The organism is Sphingomonas sp. AOB5 (genome assembly GCF_029433115.1).
Lineage (GTDB): Bacteria > Pseudomonadota > Alphaproteobacteria > Sphingomonadales > Sphingomonadaceae > Sphingomonas.
Genome location: NZ_JARNTV010000013.1, coordinates 68,608 through 87,471, shown reverse-complemented (window position 1 = coordinate 87,471; position 18,864 = coordinate 68,608). Strand labels below are relative to the sequence as shown.

24 protein-coding genes are annotated in these 18,864 nt (G+C 66.2%); 17 read left to right on the top strand and 7 right to left on the bottom strand.

Going from position 1 to position 18,864, the window contains the following annotated elements; genetic code table 11:
- On the top strand, nt 1-507 hold a 507-nt coding region (locus P1X14_RS08470; protein ID WP_346770446.1), incomplete at its 5' end, for a PadR family transcriptional regulator.
- Nucleotides 508-602: 95 nt separating this feature from the next.
- Nucleotides 603-926, top strand: a complete 324-nt coding sequence (locus tag P1X14_RS08465) for a DUF2218 domain-containing protein (protein WP_277314900.1) — start codon at nt 603-605, stop codon at nt 924-926.
- A gap of 10 nt (nt 927-936) precedes the next feature.
- On the opposite strand, the gene P1X14_RS08460 is transcribed toward P1X14_RS08465, so the two are convergent.
- Nucleotides 937-2,085 (bottom strand): glycosyltransferase family 1 protein, encoded by a 1,149-nt coding sequence (locus P1X14_RS08460; protein WP_277314898.1) that lies wholly within the window; start codon nt 2,083-2,085, stop codon nt 937-939.
- A 113-nt stretch (nt 2,086-2,198) separates the two neighbouring features.
- Nucleotides 2,199-2,639, bottom strand: coding sequence for a surface-adhesin E family protein (locus P1X14_RS08455; RefSeq protein ID WP_277314896.1), 441 nt, complete (start codon nt 2,637-2,639; stop codon nt 2,199-2,201).
- Nucleotides 2,640-2,846: 207 nt separating this feature from the next.
- Between P1X14_RS08455 and P1X14_RS08450 the strand changes: the two genes are divergently transcribed.
- Nucleotides 2,847-3,938, top strand: coding sequence for an alpha/beta hydrolase (locus P1X14_RS08450; protein WP_277314895.1), 1,092 nt, complete (start codon nt 2,847-2,849; stop codon nt 3,936-3,938).
- A gap of 3 nt (nt 3,939-3,941) precedes the next feature.
- On the opposite strand, the gene P1X14_RS08445 is transcribed toward P1X14_RS08450, so the two are convergent.
- On the bottom strand, nt 3,942-5,045 hold the full coding sequence (locus P1X14_RS08445; RefSeq protein ID WP_277314894.1) for a helix-turn-helix transcriptional regulator: 1,104 nt from the start codon (nt 5,043-5,045) through the stop codon (nt 3,942-3,944).
- 102 nt (nt 5,046-5,147) lie between these two features.
- On the opposite strand from P1X14_RS08445, the gene radA reads away from it, so the two are divergent.
- The 3 genes from radA to P1X14_RS08430 are packed head-to-tail and all read left to right on the top strand — an operon-like array spanning nt 5,148 to nt 7,767.
- On the top strand, nt 5,148-6,518 hold the full coding sequence (gene radA / locus P1X14_RS08440) for a DNA repair protein RadA (RefSeq protein WP_277314893.1): 1,371 nt from the start codon (nt 5,148-5,150) through the stop codon (nt 6,516-6,518).
- A gap of 60 nt (nt 6,519-6,578) precedes the next feature.
- Entirely contained in the window at nt 6,579-7,142 is a 564-nt protein-coding gene (locus tag P1X14_RS08435) for a lipocalin family protein (RefSeq protein WP_277314892.1), read from the top strand.
- 55 nt (nt 7,143-7,197) lie between these two features.
- Nucleotides 7,198-7,767: a CvpA family protein gene (locus tag P1X14_RS08430; RefSeq protein ID WP_277314891.1), complete on the top strand. Its 570-nt coding sequence runs from the start codon at nt 7,198-7,200 to the stop codon at nt 7,765-7,767.
- A 43-nt stretch (nt 7,768-7,810) separates the two neighbouring features.
- Here the strand turns inward: P1X14_RS08430 and P1X14_RS08425 are convergent, their stop codons facing one another.
- Nucleotides 7,811-8,395 (bottom strand): EF-hand domain-containing protein, encoded by a 585-nt coding sequence (locus tag P1X14_RS08425; RefSeq protein ID WP_277314890.1) that lies wholly within the window; start codon nt 8,393-8,395, stop codon nt 7,811-7,813.
- Between the two features lie 331 nt (nt 8,396-8,726).
- On the opposite strand from P1X14_RS08425, the gene P1X14_RS08420 reads away from it, so the two are divergent.
- Genes P1X14_RS08420 through P1X14_RS08395 form a run of 6 tightly spaced genes read left to right on the top strand, consistent with a single transcriptional unit; the run spans nt 8,727 to nt 12,674 of the window.
- Nucleotides 8,727-9,164 (top strand): iron-sulfur cluster assembly scaffold protein, encoded by a 438-nt coding sequence (locus P1X14_RS08420; protein ID WP_277314889.1) that lies wholly within the window; start codon nt 8,727-8,729, stop codon nt 9,162-9,164.
- Entirely contained in the window at nt 9,164-10,948 is a 1,785-nt protein-coding gene (locus tag P1X14_RS08415; RefSeq protein WP_277314888.1) for a cation:proton antiporter, read from the top strand. Before P1X14_RS08420 ends, P1X14_RS08415 begins: the two co-directional genes overlap by 1 nt.
- Nucleotides 10,945-11,325, top strand: a complete 381-nt coding sequence (locus P1X14_RS08410; RefSeq protein WP_277314887.1) for a diacylglycerol kinase — start codon at nt 10,945-10,947, stop codon at nt 11,323-11,325. The genes P1X14_RS08415 and P1X14_RS08410 overlap by 4 nt, the downstream gene beginning before the upstream one ends.
- The gene (locus P1X14_RS08405; RefSeq protein WP_277314886.1) at nt 11,319-11,819 is read left to right on the top strand and encodes a hypothetical protein; all 501 of its coding nucleotides are present in this window, start codon (nt 11,319-11,321) and stop codon (nt 11,817-11,819) included. The genes P1X14_RS08410 and P1X14_RS08405 overlap by 7 nt, the downstream gene beginning before the upstream one ends.
- The gene (locus tag P1X14_RS08400) at nt 11,819-12,328 is read left to right on the top strand and encodes a hypothetical protein (protein WP_277314885.1); all 510 of its coding nucleotides are present in this window, start codon (nt 11,819-11,821) and stop codon (nt 12,326-12,328) included. The genes P1X14_RS08405 and P1X14_RS08400 overlap by 1 nt, the downstream gene beginning before the upstream one ends.
- 1 nt (nt 12,329) lies before the next feature.
- Entirely contained in the window at nt 12,330-12,674 is a 345-nt protein-coding gene (locus P1X14_RS08395; RefSeq protein WP_277314884.1) for a DUF423 domain-containing protein, read from the top strand.
- Here P1X14_RS08395 and P1X14_RS08390 read toward each other — a convergent pair whose 3' ends face one another.
- Nucleotides 12,675-13,670, bottom strand: coding sequence for a putative 2OG-Fe(II) oxygenase (locus tag P1X14_RS08390; RefSeq protein WP_277314883.1), 996 nt, complete (start codon nt 13,668-13,670; stop codon nt 12,675-12,677).
- A 132-nt stretch (nt 13,671-13,802) separates the two neighbouring features.
- Here P1X14_RS08390 and P1X14_RS08385 point away from each other — a divergent pair, with 132 nt between their 5' ends.
- Nucleotides 13,803-14,813 carry a LacI family DNA-binding transcriptional regulator gene (locus tag P1X14_RS08385; protein ID WP_277314882.1) on the top strand — a complete coding sequence of 337 codons (1,011 nt, stop codon included), beginning with the start codon at nt 13,803-13,805 and terminating at the stop codon, nt 14,811-14,813.
- Between the two features lie 101 nt (nt 14,814-14,914).
- Nucleotides 14,915-15,082, top strand: coding sequence for a hypothetical protein (locus P1X14_RS08380; protein WP_277314881.1), 168 nt, complete (start codon nt 14,915-14,917; stop codon nt 15,080-15,082).
- Nucleotides 15,083-15,127: 45 nt separating this feature from the next.
- Here P1X14_RS08380 and P1X14_RS08375 read toward each other — a convergent pair whose 3' ends face one another.
- The gene (locus P1X14_RS08375; RefSeq protein WP_277314880.1) at nt 15,128-16,423 is read right to left on the bottom strand and encodes an MFS transporter; all 1,296 of its coding nucleotides are present in this window, start codon (nt 16,421-16,423) and stop codon (nt 15,128-15,130) included.
- 197 nt (nt 16,424-16,620) lie between these two features.
- Here P1X14_RS08375 and pgsA point away from each other — a divergent pair, with 197 nt between their 5' ends.
- Genes pgsA through P1X14_RS08360 form a run of 3 tightly spaced genes read left to right on the top strand, consistent with a single transcriptional unit; the run spans nt 16,621 to nt 17,860 of the window.
- Nucleotides 16,621-17,175, top strand: a complete 555-nt coding sequence (gene pgsA, locus P1X14_RS08370) for a CDP-diacylglycerol--glycerol-3-phosphate 3-phosphatidyltransferase (protein ID WP_277314879.1) — start codon at nt 16,621-16,623, stop codon at nt 17,173-17,175.
- Complete coding sequence (gene moaD / locus P1X14_RS08365; RefSeq protein WP_277314878.1) at nt 17,172-17,426, top strand: molybdopterin converting factor subunit 1; 255 nt, start codon at nt 17,172-17,174, stop codon at nt 17,424-17,426. The genes pgsA and moaD overlap by 4 nt, the downstream gene beginning before the upstream one ends.
- Complete coding sequence (locus tag P1X14_RS08360; protein ID WP_277314877.1) at nt 17,423-17,860, top strand: molybdenum cofactor biosynthesis protein MoaE; 438 nt, start codon at nt 17,423-17,425, stop codon at nt 17,858-17,860. Before moaD ends, P1X14_RS08360 begins: the two co-directional genes overlap by 4 nt.
- On the opposite strand, the gene P1X14_RS08355 is transcribed toward P1X14_RS08360, so the two are convergent.
- Entirely contained in the window at nt 17,857-18,759 is a 903-nt protein-coding gene (locus P1X14_RS08355; protein WP_277314876.1) for a hydrogen peroxide-inducible genes activator, read from the bottom strand. The genes P1X14_RS08360 and P1X14_RS08355 overlap by 4 nt on opposite strands.
- Nucleotides 18,760-18,864 lie beyond the last annotated feature (105 nt).

The following is an 18,864-nucleotide window of genomic DNA, read 5'->3' as shown; positions in this document are numbered from 1 at the left end:
CATCCCGGCTTCGAAGGCGGCCGGGGCCGCGGTGGCGGTGGCGGCCGCCGGCGGATGTTCGACGGGAGCGAGCTGCGGCTGCTGCTGCTCAAGCTGATCGCCGACAGCCCGCGCCACGGATACGACCTGATCCGCGAGATCGAGGCGCTGAGCGGCGGCGCCTATGCGCCCAGCCCGGGCGTGGTCTATCCGACGCTCACCATGCTGGTGGATATGGGCCTGATCGAGGAGCAGAAGGCGGAAGGCGCGAAGAAGCAGTTTGCGGTCACCGAAGCCGGCACTGCGAACCTCGCCGAGCAGGATGAACTCGTGAAGGCGCTGATCGCGCGGCTGGCCGAACTGGGTTCGGTGAGCGAGCGCACCAGCGGCGGCCCGGTGCGGCGCGCGATGGGCAATCTGCGCAGCGCGCTGCAGGACCGGCTGACCCGCGACGATATCGATCCCGATACGCTGCACCGCGTCGCCGAGATCATCGACGAGGCCGTCCAGAAGATCGAACGGCTTTAAACCGCATGCCGTCTCTCCATATCCTGCGCAAGCGGCTGGGTCTCGATCCCGTAGCCCCGCCGATCCCGCCCGTGACAATTTCGGAAGCCACCATCATGATCAACGCCACTCTCAGCAGCACCGCCCGCGTCCCGACCGCGAGCGGGAGCAAATATCTCCAGCAACTGTGCAAGCACTGGCAGCACAATCTACAGGTCGAGTTCACGCCCGAACATGGCACGGTGGTGTTCCCGAAGGACGCGCGCGGCGCGGATCATCCGGGTGACGCGCTGGTGACCTTCGACGCGGTCGAGGGCGGACTGGACGTACGGATCGACGCGACCAGCGATGCGCAGCTCGACGGGCTGAAGGGCGCGGTGGCGCGCCATCTCGACCGGTTCGCGTTCCGCGAGGCGCCACTGGCGTTCGATTGGAAGTAGTGCCTGGGGGTTACAGCCCCCGGCGTTCCATCGCTTCGAGATAGGTGTCCAGCGCGGCCTGGTTGATGCGGTCCCACTCGTAGCGCTGGCCGATTGCGTGGCCTGCGGCACCGGCGGCCTTGCGGAACGCGTGATCGGTGGCGAAGCGGGCGATCGCGTCGGTATAGGCTTCCATGTCCTTGGGATCGCACAGGATCCCGTTGACGCCGTCCTCGACCAGCCCGACCGGGCCGGTTGCGTAGGCCGCGACCACCGCGACCCCCGCGGCCATCGCCTCGAGCGTGACGTTGCCGAAGCTCTCGGTCACCGAAGGGTTGAAGAAGATATCCATCGAGGCGACGGCGCGGCCAAGATCGTCGCCCGACTGGAAGCCGGCGAACGCCGCCTGCGGCACGCGTTCGGCGAACCAGTCGCGCGCGGGACCCTGGCCGATCACCAGCACGCGATGCTTCACGCCGCGCGCTTCGAGCCGCTTGATGACCTCGGCGAAGACGTCGAGGCCCTTTTCCAGCACCAGACGGCCGAGAAAGCCGATCGCGACCTCGTCATCGGCGATGCCCAGCGAGCGGCGCCATTCGAGGCTGCGCATGTCCGGATTGAACCGGTCATGGTTCACGCCGCGCGACCAGATGCTGATCGGCGAGGTGACGCCCCAGCTCTGGATCAGTTCGGTCATCATCGGGCCGGTAGTGAGCACCGCGTCGAAGCGATTGTAGAAACGCGTCAGCGCGCGGATCATCATCGGGGTGAGGAAGCCGATCCCGTAATATTGGGGATAGGTCTCGAACCGCGTGTGGACCGAGGCCACCGAAGTGATGCCCTTCTTGCGCGCCCAGGTGACTGCGCGATGGCCGAGGATTTCGGGTGCCGAGACATGGACGAGGTTCGGGTTGAACGCCTCCAGATCGGGCAGCACCTTCTTGATGCCCGTAGCGAAGCGATATTCGTCGCGGCCGCCTGGCATGGGCAGGGCAGGCACGCTGACGAGATCGCCGGTCGGCTCGAACGCCGGGGTATCGGTGGTTGGCGAATAGACGCGGACCTTCACGCCCTTGTTGAGCAGGTGGCCGACAAGGAAGTTCAGCGCCTGATTGGCGCCGTCCCGGACATAGTTGTAGTTGCCGCTGAACAGCGCAACGCGGAGATCTTCGGTCTTCATTTGCGCCGGGCGAATAGCCCCGCGCGCGAGCGGTGTCGAGTTTCGGACGAATGCGGAAGGGCCGGCGGCGCGAGAACGGATACGCGTTCGCGCCGCCGGCCCGCCGTCACCCCTCAGTTCGACAGGCGCGTGCGCGAGTCGGTGAAGGGATTCTGTACGGGCACGCCGCCCTGCTTGGTGCAGGCATATTTGAAGAAGGTCTCGTCGATGCTGCCCGGCGTCACGGTGCGAGTCTCGTTGATCGTGAACGAGGCTTCGGTGCCGAGCGAGTTCCCGGCCTTGTCGTAATAGGTATATTCGAGCGTGCGGAACTGGTTCGCCTTGCAATTATATTCGATCTTCACCGCGGTGAACCAGATCGGGGTGTCGCCCAGCGCCTTGGCATAGCCCGAAAAGGTCGTGGCGACAGTCTTGCCGTTGCTAGGGAAGATCGAGGTTGCATCGACATAGGCCGAGAGCTGGTCGTTTCCGCCGACGCGGATCCATTCCTGCGCGGCAGCGGTGGCGGGAAACATCGGCAGCGCAAGCGCGGCGGCAGCGAGAAGCAAACGCATAACATCCTCCTGTGTCTCTGGGGCAGCAGACCGGTCCCCCCGATCCAGCGCCTCACGCGAGAGCAATGCGGCGCGGCGAGCACGCGGTCATCCCCCATTTGGGGGATGAGTCGTGCGATGCGATCATTCCGGATTGAGTCTCAAATATAAAACTATATTTATTTTGTGGAACGAGTCGTCGCCATGGCGATCGCGGGGAGAGGTTGCATGGGGTCTGTCGCAGGCAAGATACGCGGGTTGTTGGCGGGATTGCTGATGCTCGCTGCAATGGAGGCAGCGGCGCAGACGGTCGATGCCGATGGCACGGTGCACGCACCCGCGACGGCCTTTCCGGAATCCGCATTGCTCAGCCCGGATACGCGCGCGGTGCTGCGCGGCCAGCGCAACCCGTCGCCCGTGCCCCCGCCACCACCCGGTACGCCGCTGTCGTGCCCGTCGATGGCCGGCGCGGCGAAGGCGGACATTCCGGCGATCCGCACTTGCGAGGCCGAGGCTTTCTACGGCTCACCCGGCTATGCGAAGCTGCGCCAGCAGTTCGACGTGACGATCACCGAACGGACGATCGGCGGGGTACGCGTCGAGGATGTGGTGCCGAACAGCGGCATCGCACCCGCCAATCGCCGCCGCGTCCTGATCAACGTCCATGGCGGGGCATTCATGGGCGGTGCGCGGACGCTGAGCCGGATCGAGTCCTTTCCCATCGCAGCGACCGGACGGATCCGGGTGATCAGCATCGACTATCGGCAGGGCCCGGACTTTACCTTTCCTGCCGCCAGCGAGGATGTGACGGCGGTCTATCGCGAACTGCTGAAGAGCTACGACCCGCGCAACATCGGCATCTATGGCTGCTCGGCGGGCGGACTGCTGACCGCGCAGAGCGTCGCCTGGTTCCTGAAGGAGAAGCTGCCGCTGCCCGGCGCGATCGGGATGCTGTGCGAAGGCGGGGTCTATTGGACCGAAGGCGATTCCTCGCGCTTCGTCTACGATACCTCGCAGCACACCATGGCAGTGAACCCCTATTTCACCGGTGTCTCGGCCGACGATCCGCTGGCCTTTCCGGCGCGGTCGCTGGCGGTGCTGGCGAAGTTTCCGCCGACCCTGCTGGTCACCAGCACGCGCGATTTCGCGCTGAGTTCGACCGTGTATACCCATTCGCGGCTGGTGGCGCAGGGCGTGGATGCCGATCTGCATGTGTGGGAAGGGCTGCCGCACGCCTTCCACATGAACCCCGATCTGCCGGAATCGCGGGAGGTGTATGACGTGGTGGTGCGGTTCTTCGACCGTCGGCTGGGGAAATAGCGCTCAGGCCTGTCCGCCGGGGCCGATGGCGAGGTTCGCGAGCAACGCGGCGACTTCGGCCTGACGGGTGCAACCGGTCTTTTCCAGTACGCGGCGAAGCTGGGAGCGGACGGTGGACAGGGCGACATCGCCCGCCTCGGCGATCTCCTCCAGCGTCTTGCCGACCACCAGCCCGTCGGCGATGCGCGCTTCGGACGGAGTGAGATCGAACAGCGACTTGACCAGATCGGTCGAGGGGCGGCGTTCGGCCGCGACTGGGGTGAGCATCAGCAACGCATAGCTCGTGCCGAGAATGTCGTGCGCGGATCGCTTGATCGGGATCATGTGCGCGACCAGCACCGCCTTGCCGTGCTTGTCGCGGACCGGGAAGGAATTGGTGGCGATCTCCGGCGCATCGTCGATTGCGGCGAGCGCGCCGTGCAGCATGTCGTTGGCGCGCTTGTCGGCCAGCAAAAGCCGTCCGTTGGCGCCATGGATGAGCAGATCGCGCAGATCGTCGATCATCGGATTGGCCTCGATCACCGTGCCTGCGCTATCGAGCAGCAGGGCGGGAAGCTGAAGCGCGGTGAGCGCCTCGCTGGCGCCCTGGGCGCGTTGCAGGCGCAGGCGCGCGGTGACGAAAGCGCTGCGGGCGAGATGCGGGCGCAGCGAATTGAGCCAGGCGACCTGTTCGGGCTGGATCGGGCCCCCGCCATATTCGCGCTCGACGCTGAACACGATATTGTCGCCGGTGGGAACCGACAGGCCGGTGCCGGCCGACCAGCCAAGCCCGCGCGGGCGGAAGAAATCGCGATAGATCGGATTGGCCGCCAGTTCCTCCTCGGTCCAGAAATCCTGTTCGACGAAGAAGGACGGCTCGCTGCGGCTGTAGAGGCAGACCCGGCGGCTGCAACGAGTGAACCAGCCGTCGCTGACATATTCGGCGAAGACGTCGCGCACGGTTTCCGATGCTGTCCAGTAGAGCGACTTGCGCGCGGAGAAGAGCAGGCCGCCGCGGCTGTCGGTCATCTTCGCGACATCGTCGAGCACCTGCGGCCACAGTTCGGGGACGACGGCGCATTCGTAGATGCGATCGATCAGTTCGGCTTCCTGTGCGGCGGTGTGCATCGTGGCCAGATCCTGCGCTGCGCTGAAGGCTGGGTGACATAGTTTTGGGGGGAGGCCAAGGGAGGACTTGTTCCCTGATTGTTCCATCGTTACGGTGCGCGCATGGCAAAGCCCCGGAAACGTTATGTCTGTCAGGCCTGCGGGTCGGTCACCTCGCAATGGGCGGGGCAGTGCGCCGATTGCGGGGACTGGAACTCGCTGGTCGAGGATGCGGGCGGGAACGTCACGCCCTTCTCGGCCAAGCATAACCTGCAATCGGGCGGGCGGGCGATCCTGCTTTCCGGGCTGGATGCCGATGTGGCGCTGCCCGAGCGGATGTCGACGGGCATTGCCGAGCTGGACCGGGCGCTGGGGGGCGGGTTCGTGGAAGGCTCGGCGACGCTGATCGGCGGCGATCCGGGAATCGGGAAATCGACCCTGCTGCTTCAGGCGGCGGCGAAGGTGGCGATGCGCGGGCTGAAAGTCGCCTATGTCTCAGGCGAGGAAGCGGCGGATCAGGTGCGGCTGCGCGCGCGGCGGCTGGGCCTCGGGCAGGCGCCGGTGCTGCTGGCGGCGGCGACGTCGGTGCGCGATATCCTGACCACGATGGGTCAGGGCGAACCGCCCGCGCTGCTGATCATCGACTCGATCCAGACGATGCATTCCGACCTGATCGAAGGTGCTGCGGGCACGGTCAGCCAGGTGCGGGCTGCGGCGGGCGAACTGATCCGCTTTGCCAAGGAACGCGGGACGGCGGTGGTGCTGGTGGGCCATGTCACCAAGGACGGCAGCATCGCCGGGCCGCGGGTGATGGAGCATATGGTCGATACGGTGCTGGCGTTCGAGGGCGAGCGCAGCCACCTGTATCGCATCCTGCGCGCGGTGAAGAACCGCTTCGGCGGGACCGACGAGATCGGCGTGTTTGCGATGGAGAGCGAGGGGCTTTCGGAAGTCTCCAACCCTTCGTCGCTGTTCCTGACCAGTCGCGACGAGAGCGTGACGGGCACGATCGTGTTCCCCGCGCTTGAGGGGACGCGGCCGGTGCTGGTCGAGGTGCAGGCGCTGACGGTGCGGCTGGCTTCGGGTGCGACGCCGCGGCGTGCGGTGGTGGGCTGGGACAGCGCGCGCCTGTCGATGATCCTGGCGGTGCTGGAGGCGCGGTGCGGGCTCAGCTTCTCGGCCTGCGAAGTGTATCTGAACATCGCGGGCGGCTATCGCGTGCAGGACCCGGCGGCCGATCTGGCGGTGGCGGCCGCTCTGGTGTCGGCGCTGAGCGAGCGGCCACTGGCGAGCGACGCGGTGGCCTTTGGCGAGATCGCGCTGTCGGGCGAGATCCGCCCGGTGGCGCATGGATCGCTGCGGTGCCGGGAAGCGGCAAAGCTGGGCTTTGGGCGTGCGCTGGCGCCGGCGGCGATGACCAAGGAGAAGGGATCGCTGGCGCTGTCGGGGTTCAAGGATCTGGGGAGCTTCGTGGATCACCTGCTGGGGCGATGATGCCCGTAGAGGCTGCCGCAGGGGCTACCAATTCCCGCCGCGCCATCGCAAAGTAGCGCCATGAAGCAACGTACAGCCCTCAGCATCGCCGCCGGTGTCGCGGCAGCCGCAATCGGCGGCGCGCTGATCTATTCGCGCGCGACGCGGCCGCCGGTGATCAATCCCAAGGTGCCCGAGCCGGCCAAGCCGGTCGAGCTGGAACGCTATCTCGGCAAATGGTTCGAATTGGCACGGCATGAGAACCGCTACGAAAAGGGCCTCGACGCGGTTACCGCCGAATATGAGCTGCGCGAGGACGGGCGGATCGCGATCACCAATGGCGGTCGGCAGGGCGGACCGAAGGGCGAGCATAGTTTCGTCGAGGGCCGCGCGATCGTCGCCGACGAGGAGACCAACGCGAAGCTAAAGGTCTCGTTCTTCGGGCCTTTGTACACCGGCGATTACTGGATCCTCGACCATGGCGACGAGTATGAATGGTCGATCGTGGGCGAGCCGAGCGGGCGCTATCTGTGGGTGCTGGCGCGCGATGCCAAGCCCGAGCCGGCGGCGATGGAAGCGATCCTGAAGCGGGTCGAGGCGCTTGGATATGACCGCTGGGCGCTGCGGCTGACCCGCCACATCTGAGTTTCGCGAGGGCGCGTTAACCTATATCGTCGCCGTGGGGCGGAGGGATTCGACAATGGCATTCAGCGGACTCGACATCATCGTGCTGATCGCGATCGGTGCGGCAGCCATATTGGGCTTCATTCGCGGTTTCGTGACCGAGATACTGGCGCTGGCCGTGTGGCTGGTGATCGTGCTGGCGCTGAAGTTCCTGCACACGCCGCTGGCCGAGGCGCTGTCCGGCCCGGTCGGCACGGCGCAGGGTGCGGCGGTGCTGTCGTTCGCGATCCTTGCGGGCGTGACCTATTTCGGCGGGCGGATGGTCGCCAATGCGGTCGGCGGGCGGACGCGGCAGAGCTTCCTTGGGCCGGTCGACCGTGCACTCGGGCTGGGCTTCGGCGCGCTGAAGGGGCTGGTGCTGGTGAGCATCGCCTTCCTGCTACTGGTACTGGTGGTCGATACCGTGCGCGGCGGCCCGGCCAAGCGGCCGGAGTGGATCACCCAGTCCACCACCTATCCGCTGCTCGACGCGACCAGCGCGTTCGTCGCGGACTTTGTCGACAAGCGCCGCAAGGGCGAGCCGGTGTTCGGCGGCGAGCCGGAGAATGGCGTGGGCGACGTGGAGAATGTGCACGAAGGCGACTAGGCCGCCGGCACGATCTCCACGCCTTCCATAGGGTGAACCGCGCCTATCTCGGCGCGGTGCCGGGTACGAAACAGCCTTCGCGTTGGGGCATTGGCGCCGGAGGCTGGCCGTTACCGGGGCCGGGGCCACGGCGGCCGGGCCCTTCGGGACCGCGCAGTTCCTCCATCGACAGCGCGCCGTCCTTGTCGGCATCCGCTTCATCGAAATGCCTGCGCTCATAGGCGAGCAGTTCCTCGAGCGAGACCCCGATATCGAAATCGGTGTTGGCATTGGCGATCATCGTCACGCTCAGCGGTTCGACCAGCCGCGCGAGGATGAGGTCCTCCCGGTCGTCATCAAAGCGGGGCTGGATGCAGTCGGGCAGTGGCTTGTCGATGCCGGATGCCCGCGCTTCGGACAGGACACCCGAACCGAACCCGCGTTGCCAGGCGAAGAACTCGTCGGCTTCGATGCTGCCGCTTTTGTTGACATCGATCCGGTCGAACCGGGCGCGGATCAGCGTGTCGCGCCGGGCATCGAGGATCGTGCGCACTTCCTCGATCGTGACGAAGCCGTCGCGATTGGTGTCGGCGGAGCGGAACATGGCAGTCACGGCCCGGTCGAACCGGTCGCGCGCGATCGGCTTCATCGGACGCGGTGCATTCGGCCCGGCGCCCATGCCCGGTGCGCCGCCGGGCGGTCCGCCGCGGCCACCGGATCCACCGCCCCCGGGCGGTCCGCTCTGTGCCATTGCCGAGGTTGAGAGAAGCAGTCCGGCCATTGCCAGGATCGTGCCGCGCATATTCTTCCTTTCGCGTCGGGCCTTGCAAGCCGATCGGGTTCCTGAGCCGCATTCGTGTCCGGAACATGGTGCGCGAGCGATGATTCGGGCTGATTTCGGGCGCGAAACGGCCTCCTCGGCAAATCCGCGGCATCAAGCCCTCTCGCCCTTCGCGCATCGCTCGCCTACATCGGGGACAATGAGCGCGCCCCTCTACAACGCCGAAATCCTGCGCCTTGCCGCGTCGATCCCGTTTCAGGCGCGGATCGAGGGGGCCATGGCCACGGTCGAGAAGCGATCGCCGGTGTGCGGGAGCCGGGTCACCGTCGACGTGGACCTCGACGCCGAGGGTCGGGTGACGGAGATCGGGATGTTGGTGCGGGCCTGCGCATTGGGGCAGGCGTCCGCGGCGCTGATGGCGGCTGAGGCGTGCGGCAAGAATGCGGTGGATCTGGCCGAGGCGCGGGATCAATTGACCGCGTGGCTGGCGGGCGAGCGAGATACACCGCCGGACTGGCCGGGATTGCAGCTGTTCGAGCCGGCATTGCCGCATCGGGCGCGGCATCCTTCGATCCGGCTGGCGTTCGAGGCGATCAGCGAAGCAGTGGAACTGGCAGTGCGGGGGAAAGCGGCCTGATGGAAGACCATGGGGGGATCTCGCTGCTGAGGGACGGCGTGCCGCTGCTCGGCTTTGCGCTGGTGTTCGTGCTGATTTTCCGCCGGCTGGGGCTGGGCGCCACGCTGGGCTTCCTGGTCGCGGGCGCGCTGGTGGGGCCGCATGTGCTCGGGCTGGTCAGCGATGCCGAGGGCAAGATGGGCATCGCCGAACTGGGCATCGCGCTGCTGCTGTTCCTGGTCGGCCTTGAGCTGAGCCCGAGCCGCTTGTGGCGGCTGCGCAAGGATATCTTCGGCCTCGGCCTGTTGCAGGTCGTGCTGTGCGGGCTGGCGATTTCCGGCATCGTGCTGCTGGGGACAAGCTTCTCGGTCGAGGCGGCTTTCGCGCTGGGCCTGCCGCTGGCGCTGTCGTCCACCGCTCAGGTGCTGCCGATGCTGCAATCGGCAGGGCGCATGCGGACGCCGTTCGGCGAGCGCGCGTTCGCGATCCTGCTGTTCCAGGATCTGTCGCTGATCCCGCTGATCACGATCATCGCGGCGATGAGCCGCAATCCGGCAGACGCGGGCGGGACGCCGGGCTGGCTGCTGGGGCTGTACACGCTGGCGGCGGTGTTGGGACTGATCCTTGCCGGCCGATATCTGCTGCGCCCGCTGTTCCGGCTGATCGGCAATCTCGGCGAACGCGAGATGTTCGTGTTCGCGGGCCTGTTCACCGTGATCGCCGCCTCGGCGCTGATGGAGTGGCTGGGTGTATCCGCGGCTTTGGGGGCGTTCGTCGCGGGCGTGATGCTTGCCGACAGCCCCTACCGGCACGAACTGGAGGCCGATGTCGAGCCGTTCCGCTCGATCCTGCTCGGGCTGTTCTTCCTGGCAGTGGGCATGACGCTGAACCTGCAGGCGATCGCGGACCGGCCCTTTTTCGTGGCGGGCATGGCGGTCGCGCTGATCGCGGCGAAGACGGCGATCATCATGGGCATCGGCATGTTGTTCCGCATGCCGTGGCGACAGGCGTTCGCGCTGGGCCTGTTGCTGAGCCAGGGCGGCGAGTTCGGCTTCGTCCTCTTCGCTCAGGCGCAGGCGGCCTATCTCGTGACGGGCGAAGCGGCGAGCCTGTTCGGTGCCATCGTCACCCTGTCGATGGCGACCACGCCGTTCCTGATGATGCTGACCCAGAATCTGCGCGTCGATGCCGAGCCGGATGGCGGCGAGCGCGAGGGGCCGCAGCATGACGGCAGTAACGCCATCGTGGTCGGCTATGGCCGCTTCGGGCAGACGGTGGCGCAGATGCTGCTGGGTCAGGGCATTCCCGTCACGCTGATCGATACCGATGTCGAGATGATCGACGTAGCCGGCGATTTCGGATCGAAGGTCTATTATGGCGATGGCACGCGGATCGACCTGTTGCGGCAGGCGGGTGCGGGCGATGCCGAACTGATCCTGTTCTGTCAGGACGGCGACAAGCTGGATACCGATGCGATCGAGGCGATCCACCATGCCTTCCCCAAGGCCAGCATCTTCGTGCGCGCCTATGACCGGCGCAGCGTGATCAAGCTGAAGGGTGCGCCGGTGGCGGGCATCGTGCGCGAGATGCTGGAAAGCGCGATCGCGATGGCGCGCAAGGCGATGGAAGCGGTGGGCGTCGATCATATGGAGATCGAGAAGACCGAGGCGGAGTATCGCCGCCGGGATTCGGCACGGCTGAAGATCCAGCGCGATACCGGCGATCTGCGCGCCGCGCGCGAAACGATGTTCAGCCAGGAAGCGCTGGCCGCGGCGCTGATCGACGATATCGAGAAGACGGGGTGAAGAACCGCTCCTTTACCGCGCGTGTCGGCTTTGCGCTGGCGGGGTGGCGCGCGGCATGGGCGGGCGAGCGCAGTTTCCGGGCACAGGTGGCGATGGCGGGGCTGGCTTTCGCGGCATTGCTGATGCTGCAGCCTGCGCCGGTCTGGTGGGCATTGATCGCCCTTTGCTGCGCGCTGGTGCTGGCGCTGGAACTGGTCAATTCGGCAGTCGAGGCGGCGGTGGACCTGCTGCATCCGGGTATCCATCCCGCGATCGGCATCGCCAAGGACATGCTGGCGGGTGCGGTGCTGGTGATGAGCATCGCGTCGCTGGTAGTGGGGCTGGCGATGGTGGTGGATGCGGGGCCGGCATTTCTGCGGGAGATGGGCTGGTGGTGAAGCGTGCAGTGTTGGTGATGCTCGCGGCGCTGACGGGTTGCGCGGCGCCGGGGGATACGCATGGGGTCACATCGGTCTCGATGCGCTATATCCGACCGAACATGATCGAGCCCGGATCGCTGGTACCCGGTGCAACAGGGGTAACTGTTGTCGAGACGCCGGTTTGCAGGCCGGGCAAGCGGGATCGCGGCGCGCTGGTGACGGCGCTGCGGCGGGCCGTGCCACTGCCCGATCCTGCCGAAGGTGAGAGCGGACCCTTTGTCGGGTCTTCCTACGAAGACCGGCCGGTTCGGGTCGATTTGCTGATCTCGCTGAACGCGCGCGATGGCGGGTTCAGTGCCGGTATTCCGATGCGGGCGCCGGGGCGCGAGCCGGTACGGATCCAGTTCAACGGCAAGGTGTCGTGGATCGCCCCCGCTGACCTGACGATCGTGCAGGACATTGTCCGGCGCAGCGGTTGCGTGGGCAGCATAAGAAGGGTGGAGGGCACGTGATGCGCGGGCCGGCGATCCTGGCTTGCCTGACGGGCCTTATGGTCGCGCCGGGCGTCGCCGCGCAAACTGCGCCGCGCGCTTCGGTGTTCGACTATATCAAGGCCGCGGATGTGGTTTCCGGGCGGATCGAACTGGACGAGCTCATCGACGAAGATCCGGTCGAGAGCGAACCCGGCGTTTTCAAGCAACGCGAAGGCGAGGACGTCACGCTGCGCGAGGCGAAGATGTGCGATCTGAACCGCAGCCAGATCGAACGGCTGATCGCCGTGCTGAAGCGCGCGCGGGCATCCAAGGAAATGCGCGACGGGCTGGGTGCGGACATGGTGATCCGCTTCGTACGCCCTGGCCGGACCGATCTGGTGGCGGTGATCTCGTCGCCCGAGGAAGAAGGCAGGGATACCGAGATCTTTTTCGGCGGGCGGCTGGCGCTGCTCGATCCGGTGAGTTTGGCAGCGGTACATGCCGTGGCCGAGGAGGCCGGGTGCAGCACTGGCTTGGAAGGTGAGTAGCATGCGGATCGTGACGATATTGGCCTGTTTGTCTGGCGCGCTGGCGGTGATTGCGGGGGCGTTCGGCGCGCATGGCGCGAGCGGCGTCGCGCAGGAATGGCTGAAGACCGGTGCGCAGTATCAGATGGTGCATGCGGTTGCGGCGCTGGTGGCGTTGCGGATGGGCGCGCGCTGGTCGCCGGTGATGTTCGTCAGCGGCGGGCTGATCTTCGCTGGCACCTTGTACCTGATGGCGCTGGGACTGCCGCGCTGGCTGGGCGCGGTGACGCCGATCGGAGGCGTGCTGCTGATCGCGGGCTGGGTGTGCCTGGCGTTTACCGCCGCGAAATCGGCGCGCGCGGACTGATCAGCGGGGGCAGAGGTCCGACGCGACCGAGATGCGTGGCGCCTCGATCCCAGATGGCACGACATCGTGGAACAGGTGCGAGGGGAAGAGGGTAAGCCAGCCCTCGACCGGGCGGATATGGCGCGTGCCCCAGCAGGCCTGATGCCCTGCGGCCGGCTCGTCGCACACCCCCAGAACCAGCGCGCCGCGATTGCCGTCCAGGCCCGGCGGCACCCGCACATGATAGACGCTGGAGACCAGCCCGCGCGGATGGATATGCTGGCGGTTGCGGCCGTCGCGGCGCAGCACGGTGGTGGCGGTCTGCAGGATGGCGCGATCGCCGGGCAGGGGCATGACCCCGGCCAGCCCCATCTCGTCGAGCCGGGCGAGATAGGCCTGCATCGATGTCTGGGTGAAGGCGACCAGCGCTGCCATTGCGGGGCCGTCGAGCCGCGGGCGATAGTTGATCGCGGTATCCGCACCATCGAGGCCTGCGGGTGGATCGCCGAGTATCTCTTTCGCTAGAGCTTCGTTGAACGCTGCGATCCCGCCGAATGCTGCCGGCGGATCGAACGCCACGCGCATCACATGGCGATCCAGATCGACCAGCACTGCAGCTTCCTCGTGCCGCCCGAGCTTGCTGAGCGCGATGGCGCGATAAGCGCGGGTCACCGCCGTATCGCGCATGGCGGGTGGCAGGCCGTCGCAATAGGCAAGCAGGCGCGCGCCGTCCGGATCGGTCGCGAGGATGCGCATCGCCGATCGCAGCGGCATCAACGGCCAATCGCCCAGCGTCACCGCGCGGCGATATTCGCCCAGCGCCTGCTCGCGCATTCCCAAAGCCTGAAACGCGCGCCCACGGGCATGATGCAACGCTGCGCTCGGCGCGTCGCGAAGCCCGCGCTCGCAAAGTTCGATCGCTTCGCGAATCCGGCCCGATTCGATGTGCCGTTCGGCTTGCCATGCCAGTGATTCGGGCGGCTCACCGTCCAGTTCCGCCGCCGCCAGCCACTCCATCACACGTCCCTCCACGGTTCAGCATAAGCTGGCGCAAGGCGACCCGCAAACGGCGCGGGCTTGCATGGCAACGGTGACAGCGTCCATATATCCGGCAAAGCAGGCGCGCTTGCGTACTGCCCGGGAGCGATGATGACCAGCCGTCCGACGATCAAGGAAGTCTCGAAGATCGCCGGGGTCTCGTTCAAGACCGTCTCGCGCGTCCTCAACAACGAAAAGCATGTCAGCGAAGCCACCCGCCGCAAGGTGGAGGAGGCCGTCGCCACCCTCAACTTCCGGCCAAGCCACGCCGCGCGCACGCTGGCGGGGCGGCGATCGTTTCAGGTCGCGCTGATCTACGACAATCCCAGCCCCTATTATGTCTATCATGTGCAGACCGGCGCGCAGGAGCGGTGCGTGGAGCTGGGCTTCCGTCTGCTCCACCAGCCCTGCGACAGCCAGGCGAGCGACCTCACCTCGAGCGTGACCGCGCTGATCGACGAGGCGCATCTGGACGGGGTGATCATCTCGCCCCCGGTCAGCGATGCCATGGGGCTGATCGAGGAACTTGAGCGGCGCAATATCTCGCATGTCCGCATCGCGCCGGGCGTGCGCCGCGGCACCGGCCTGTCGGTGTCGATCGATGACGTGGCGGCGGGGCGTGAGATGACCGAGCATTTGCTCAGTCTGGGTCATCGCGCCATCGCCTTCATCAAGGGGCCGCCCAACCATATCTCGTCCGACGAGCGGCTGGAGGGCTATCGCGCTGCGCTGGACGCCGCGGGTGTGGCGTTTGTGCCTGAACTGGTGGTGCAGGGCGACTACAGCTTCGTGTCTGGCCGGAAGGCGGCACAAGCGCTGCTCGATCTGCCCAAGCCGCCGACAGCGATCTTCGCGGGCAATGACGACATGGCGGCGGGTGCGCTGGCGGTGGCGCATGAGCGTGACATCTCGGTGCCGGCGCAGCTTTCTATCGCCGGGTTCGACGATACCGATCTGGCGCGCGCGGTGTGGCCGCCGCTGACCACGATCCACCAGCCGGTTCGCGACCTGGCTTATGCCGCAGCGAACCTGTTGCTGGGCGGGGAGAACAAAAGCGACCAGCTGGTGCTGGAGCATACGCTGCAGAAGCGTGGCTCGACCGGACCCGCACCGGGGAAGTGAGGCCGGACGGGCGCGTTAAGCCTGTCCCGTCCCAAAGGTGAACATCGCTTAACCACAAGCAATGCTGGCGAAATTCGTAAACGAGTCGTTAACTGCTGGGCATGAAACGCCAGCAACTGCTCGCCGCCGCCTATCGCGGCCACCCGATCCGCCAGACGGTCATGCAGGCCCGCGCACTGGAGCGGAAACGGCGTGACGACAGCGACGTGAAGCTGTTCTTCCTCAGCTTCGCCGCCTTCTTCGTCTGCTTCACGACGTTCCTGCTGTAAGGCCTCGGGACCTGCCGGCTGCCGCCATCGGCGACAGCCGGTCAATCAGTCCAGGCTGACCTTGCTGTCCATCTCATGGGCCTTTTCGGCCTGATAAAGCGTCCAGCCGCACCAGGCCGAGATCACGCAGAGCAGCAGCACCACCAGGATCGCGTCCGAGACGCCGACTCCGATCTCGGTCACGCCGAGGATGCCGACCGATCCGAACACCATGAAGGCCGAGTTGACGATGTTGTTCGCCGCCACCGTGCGCGAGGTCTGGGACTTGTCGACCGTGGTGGTGAGGAACGCGTAGAGCGGCACCACGAACATGCCGCCGGTGATGGCGATCATGATCAGATCGAACAGCACGCGCCACGTACCCGGCATCGCCAGGAATTCGCGCGTGGTGGCAAGATCCTGCGGATTGCCCGACCAGCCGCTGGCGCTCAGGTAGAAATCGAACACGAAGATCGCCATCGCCAGCACCGAGACCGGGGCATAGCGCGCCGAGACATTGCCCTTGAGCAGCCGGTTGATGATCACCGATCCGATCGCGATGCCGACCGAGAAGATGCCGAGGAACACGCTGGCCACGTCCTTCTGGGCATGGAACACGTTCTTCACCAGCGGCGGGAACAGTACCGCGAGCACTGCCGCGATGGTCCAGAACACGCTGATCGCGATGATCGCCAAATACAGCCGCTTGATGTGCAGCGTGGCCGCGATCAGGCGGTAGGACGAGCGGAAGATATTCCAGTCGATCTTCAGCTTCGTCACCGGCGGTGCTGCGGGGATATGGGTGGACGAGAACCAGCCGATCACCGCGACGATGATCACCGCGGCTGCCGCCGCCTGATAATGCAGCAGGCCGCCCGCGATCGTGCCGCACAGGATGGCGATATAGGTGCCCGCCTCGACCAGACCGGTGCCGCCCAGCACCTCGTCCTCTGCCATATGCTGCGGGATGATCGCGTATTTGATCGGGCCGAAAAAGGTCGAATGGACGCCCATGCCGACCAGCGCCACCAGCATCAGCGGCAGGTTGCCCATCAGGATGCCGGCGGAACCCACCAGCATGATCAGCACCTCGGCCATCTTGATGATCCGCATGATGCGGGCCTTGTCGTAGCTGTCGGCCAGCTGGCCGGCGAGCGCCGAGAACAGGAAGAAGGGCAGGATGAAGATGCCGGTGGCGATGGCGCTGAACTGGGTCTCCGCCTCGACGCTCTTGTAGATTTCGTAGGTGGCGAAGAACACCATCGCGTTCTTGAACAGATTGTCGTTGAACGCGCCCAGGAACTGAGTGACGAACAAGGGCAGGAAGCGCCGCTGCTTGAGCAGTCCGACCGAAGTGATCATGCGGGAAATATGCCCTGTGCCGTGGCGAAGTGGGCACGGCATAGCCGAGGCGGGTGACGGGCTTCAACGAGTTAAATTCCCCTCCCGCTTGCGGGAGGGGTTAGGGGAGGGCACATTCGGCAACGTATCGAGTGAGGGATATACAGGCCCTCCCCCGACCCCTCCCGCAAGCGGGAGGGGAGTGCTAAGGCGATTCCATGCTCACCCTTCCCAATATCCTCACATTGTCGCGGATCGTGACCGTGCCGCTGCTCGTGGCGTTCCTGTGGTGGCCCCTCTGGGACGTGGGCTACGCCATCGCCTTCGCCATCTATGCGCTGATGGGCGTGACCGATTATTTCGACGGCTACCTCGCCCGCGCGCAGGGCACCGTGTCGAAACTGGGCGTGTTCCTCGATCCCATCGCGGACAAGATCATGATCGCTGCAGTGATCCTGATGTTGTGCGCAAAGGGGGTAATTCCCGAGTATCACGTCATCGCGGCGCTGATCATCCTGCTGCGCGAGATTGCGGTTTCGGGGTTGCGGGAATTCCTGGGTGGTCTTCAGGTCTCCATGCCCGTCTCCCAGCTTGCAAAGTGGAAGACGGCGTTCCAGCTCGGGTCGCTCGGTTTCCTGATCTTTGCGCAGGCAATGCCGGGCTGGGGATGGGTTCACAGCACGGGACTGGTGTTCCTGTGGGTTGCCGCGGCGCTGACCGCGATCACCGGCTGGGACTATCTGCGCGTCGGCCTGAAGCACATGGATACATGATGGATGTGCTCTACTTCGCCTGGGTGCGCGAGCGGATCGGCACCGGCCATGAGCAGGTCGATCCGCCCGAGGCAGTGGTGAACGTCGCCGATCTGGTCTGCTGGCTGGCGGATCGCAGCCCGGGTCATGCCGAGGCCTTTGCCGAGCCGGCGCGGCTGCGCGCGGCGATCGACCAGCGTTTCGTACCGCTCGACGCCGAACTGGGCGGCGCGAAGGAAGTCGCGATCTTTCCTCCGGTAACCGGCGGATGATCCGCGTCTCGGTCCAGCCTGCGCCGATCGATCTGGCGACCGAAATCGCGGGGGCCGAGGGCAGGGGGGCTGGCGGCGTCGCCAGCTTCACCGGATCGGTCCGCGGCGACGATGGCGTGACCGAACTGACGCTCGAACATTATCCCGGCATGACCGAGGCTGCGCTGATCGGCATGGCCGAGGAAGCCTGGGATCGCTGGAAGCTGCTGTCGGTGACGATCGTCCACCGCGTCGGGCCAATGGTGCCGGGCGACCATATCGTGTTCATCGCCACCGCCGCCGCGCATCGCCGCGAGGCACTGGAAAGCTGCGCCTATCTGATCGACCGGCTGAAGACCGATGCGCCCTTCTGGAAGCAGGAGAAGCGTGGCGAAGCGGCGGCGTGGATCGAGCCGCGGGCGAGCGACGAGGCGGCCGCGCAGCGCTGGACCTAGCGCGAGGCCGCCAGCACGCCCGCCAGCAGGCGGAAATCCTCCACCCGCGGACTGGCCTTGCGCCAGACAAGCGCGATCTTGCGCGAGGCGTTCTCGGCTTCGAGCGGACGCGCCGCGACGTTGGTGTGATCGAGGATTCCCGCATCGATCGCCATCGCCGGCAGCATCGTCACGCCAAGACCATTGTCGACCATCTGGACCATGGTGTGCAGCGACGTGCCCATCATCGTCGCCTCGGCACGCAGTTCGGGGCGGTTGCACGCGGCCAGCGCATGATCCTTCAGGCAATGGCCATCCTCGAGCATCAGCAGGCGGGTGGCGTCGATATCCTCGGGCCGGATCGTAGGCGGTGGCATGTCCGGCTCGCCTTTGGGGAAGGCGACGAACAGCGCATCGTCGAACAGCGGCGCGACTTCGACGTCGCCACAGGCATAGGGCATCGCGAGCAGCACACAGTCGGCGCGGCCATGGCTGAGCGCTTCGCACGCCTGACTGCTGGTTTCCTCGCGCAGGAACAGCTTGAGATCGGGATATTCCTTGCGCAGCCGCGGCAGGATGCGCGGGAGCAGAAAGGGCGCGATAGTGGGGATGACGCTCATCCGCATCTCGCCCGACAGCGGCCGTCCGGCAGCGCGCGCCATGTCGCCCAGTTCATCCGCCTCGCGCAGTACCAGCCGCGCCTTGTCGACGATCCGTTCACCCAACGGCGTGAAGCGCACGACGCGGCGGGTACGCTCGACCAGCACGACGCCGATCAGCGTCTCCAACTCGCGAATGCCCGCAGACAGGGTCGACTGGGTAACGAAACACGCCTCCGCCGCCCGGCCGAAATGGCCGGAGTCATGCAGCGCCACGAGATATTGGAGCTGCTTGAGCGTGGGGAGATAGGTCTGCGCCACTGATCGGTCCCGTCGATTGATTGGGCGCTATATAGTGGTTCGGGCGATTATTCCAAACCTCACCGTCACCCCGGCACAAGGCCGGGGTGACGGTCGTGTTTTGGT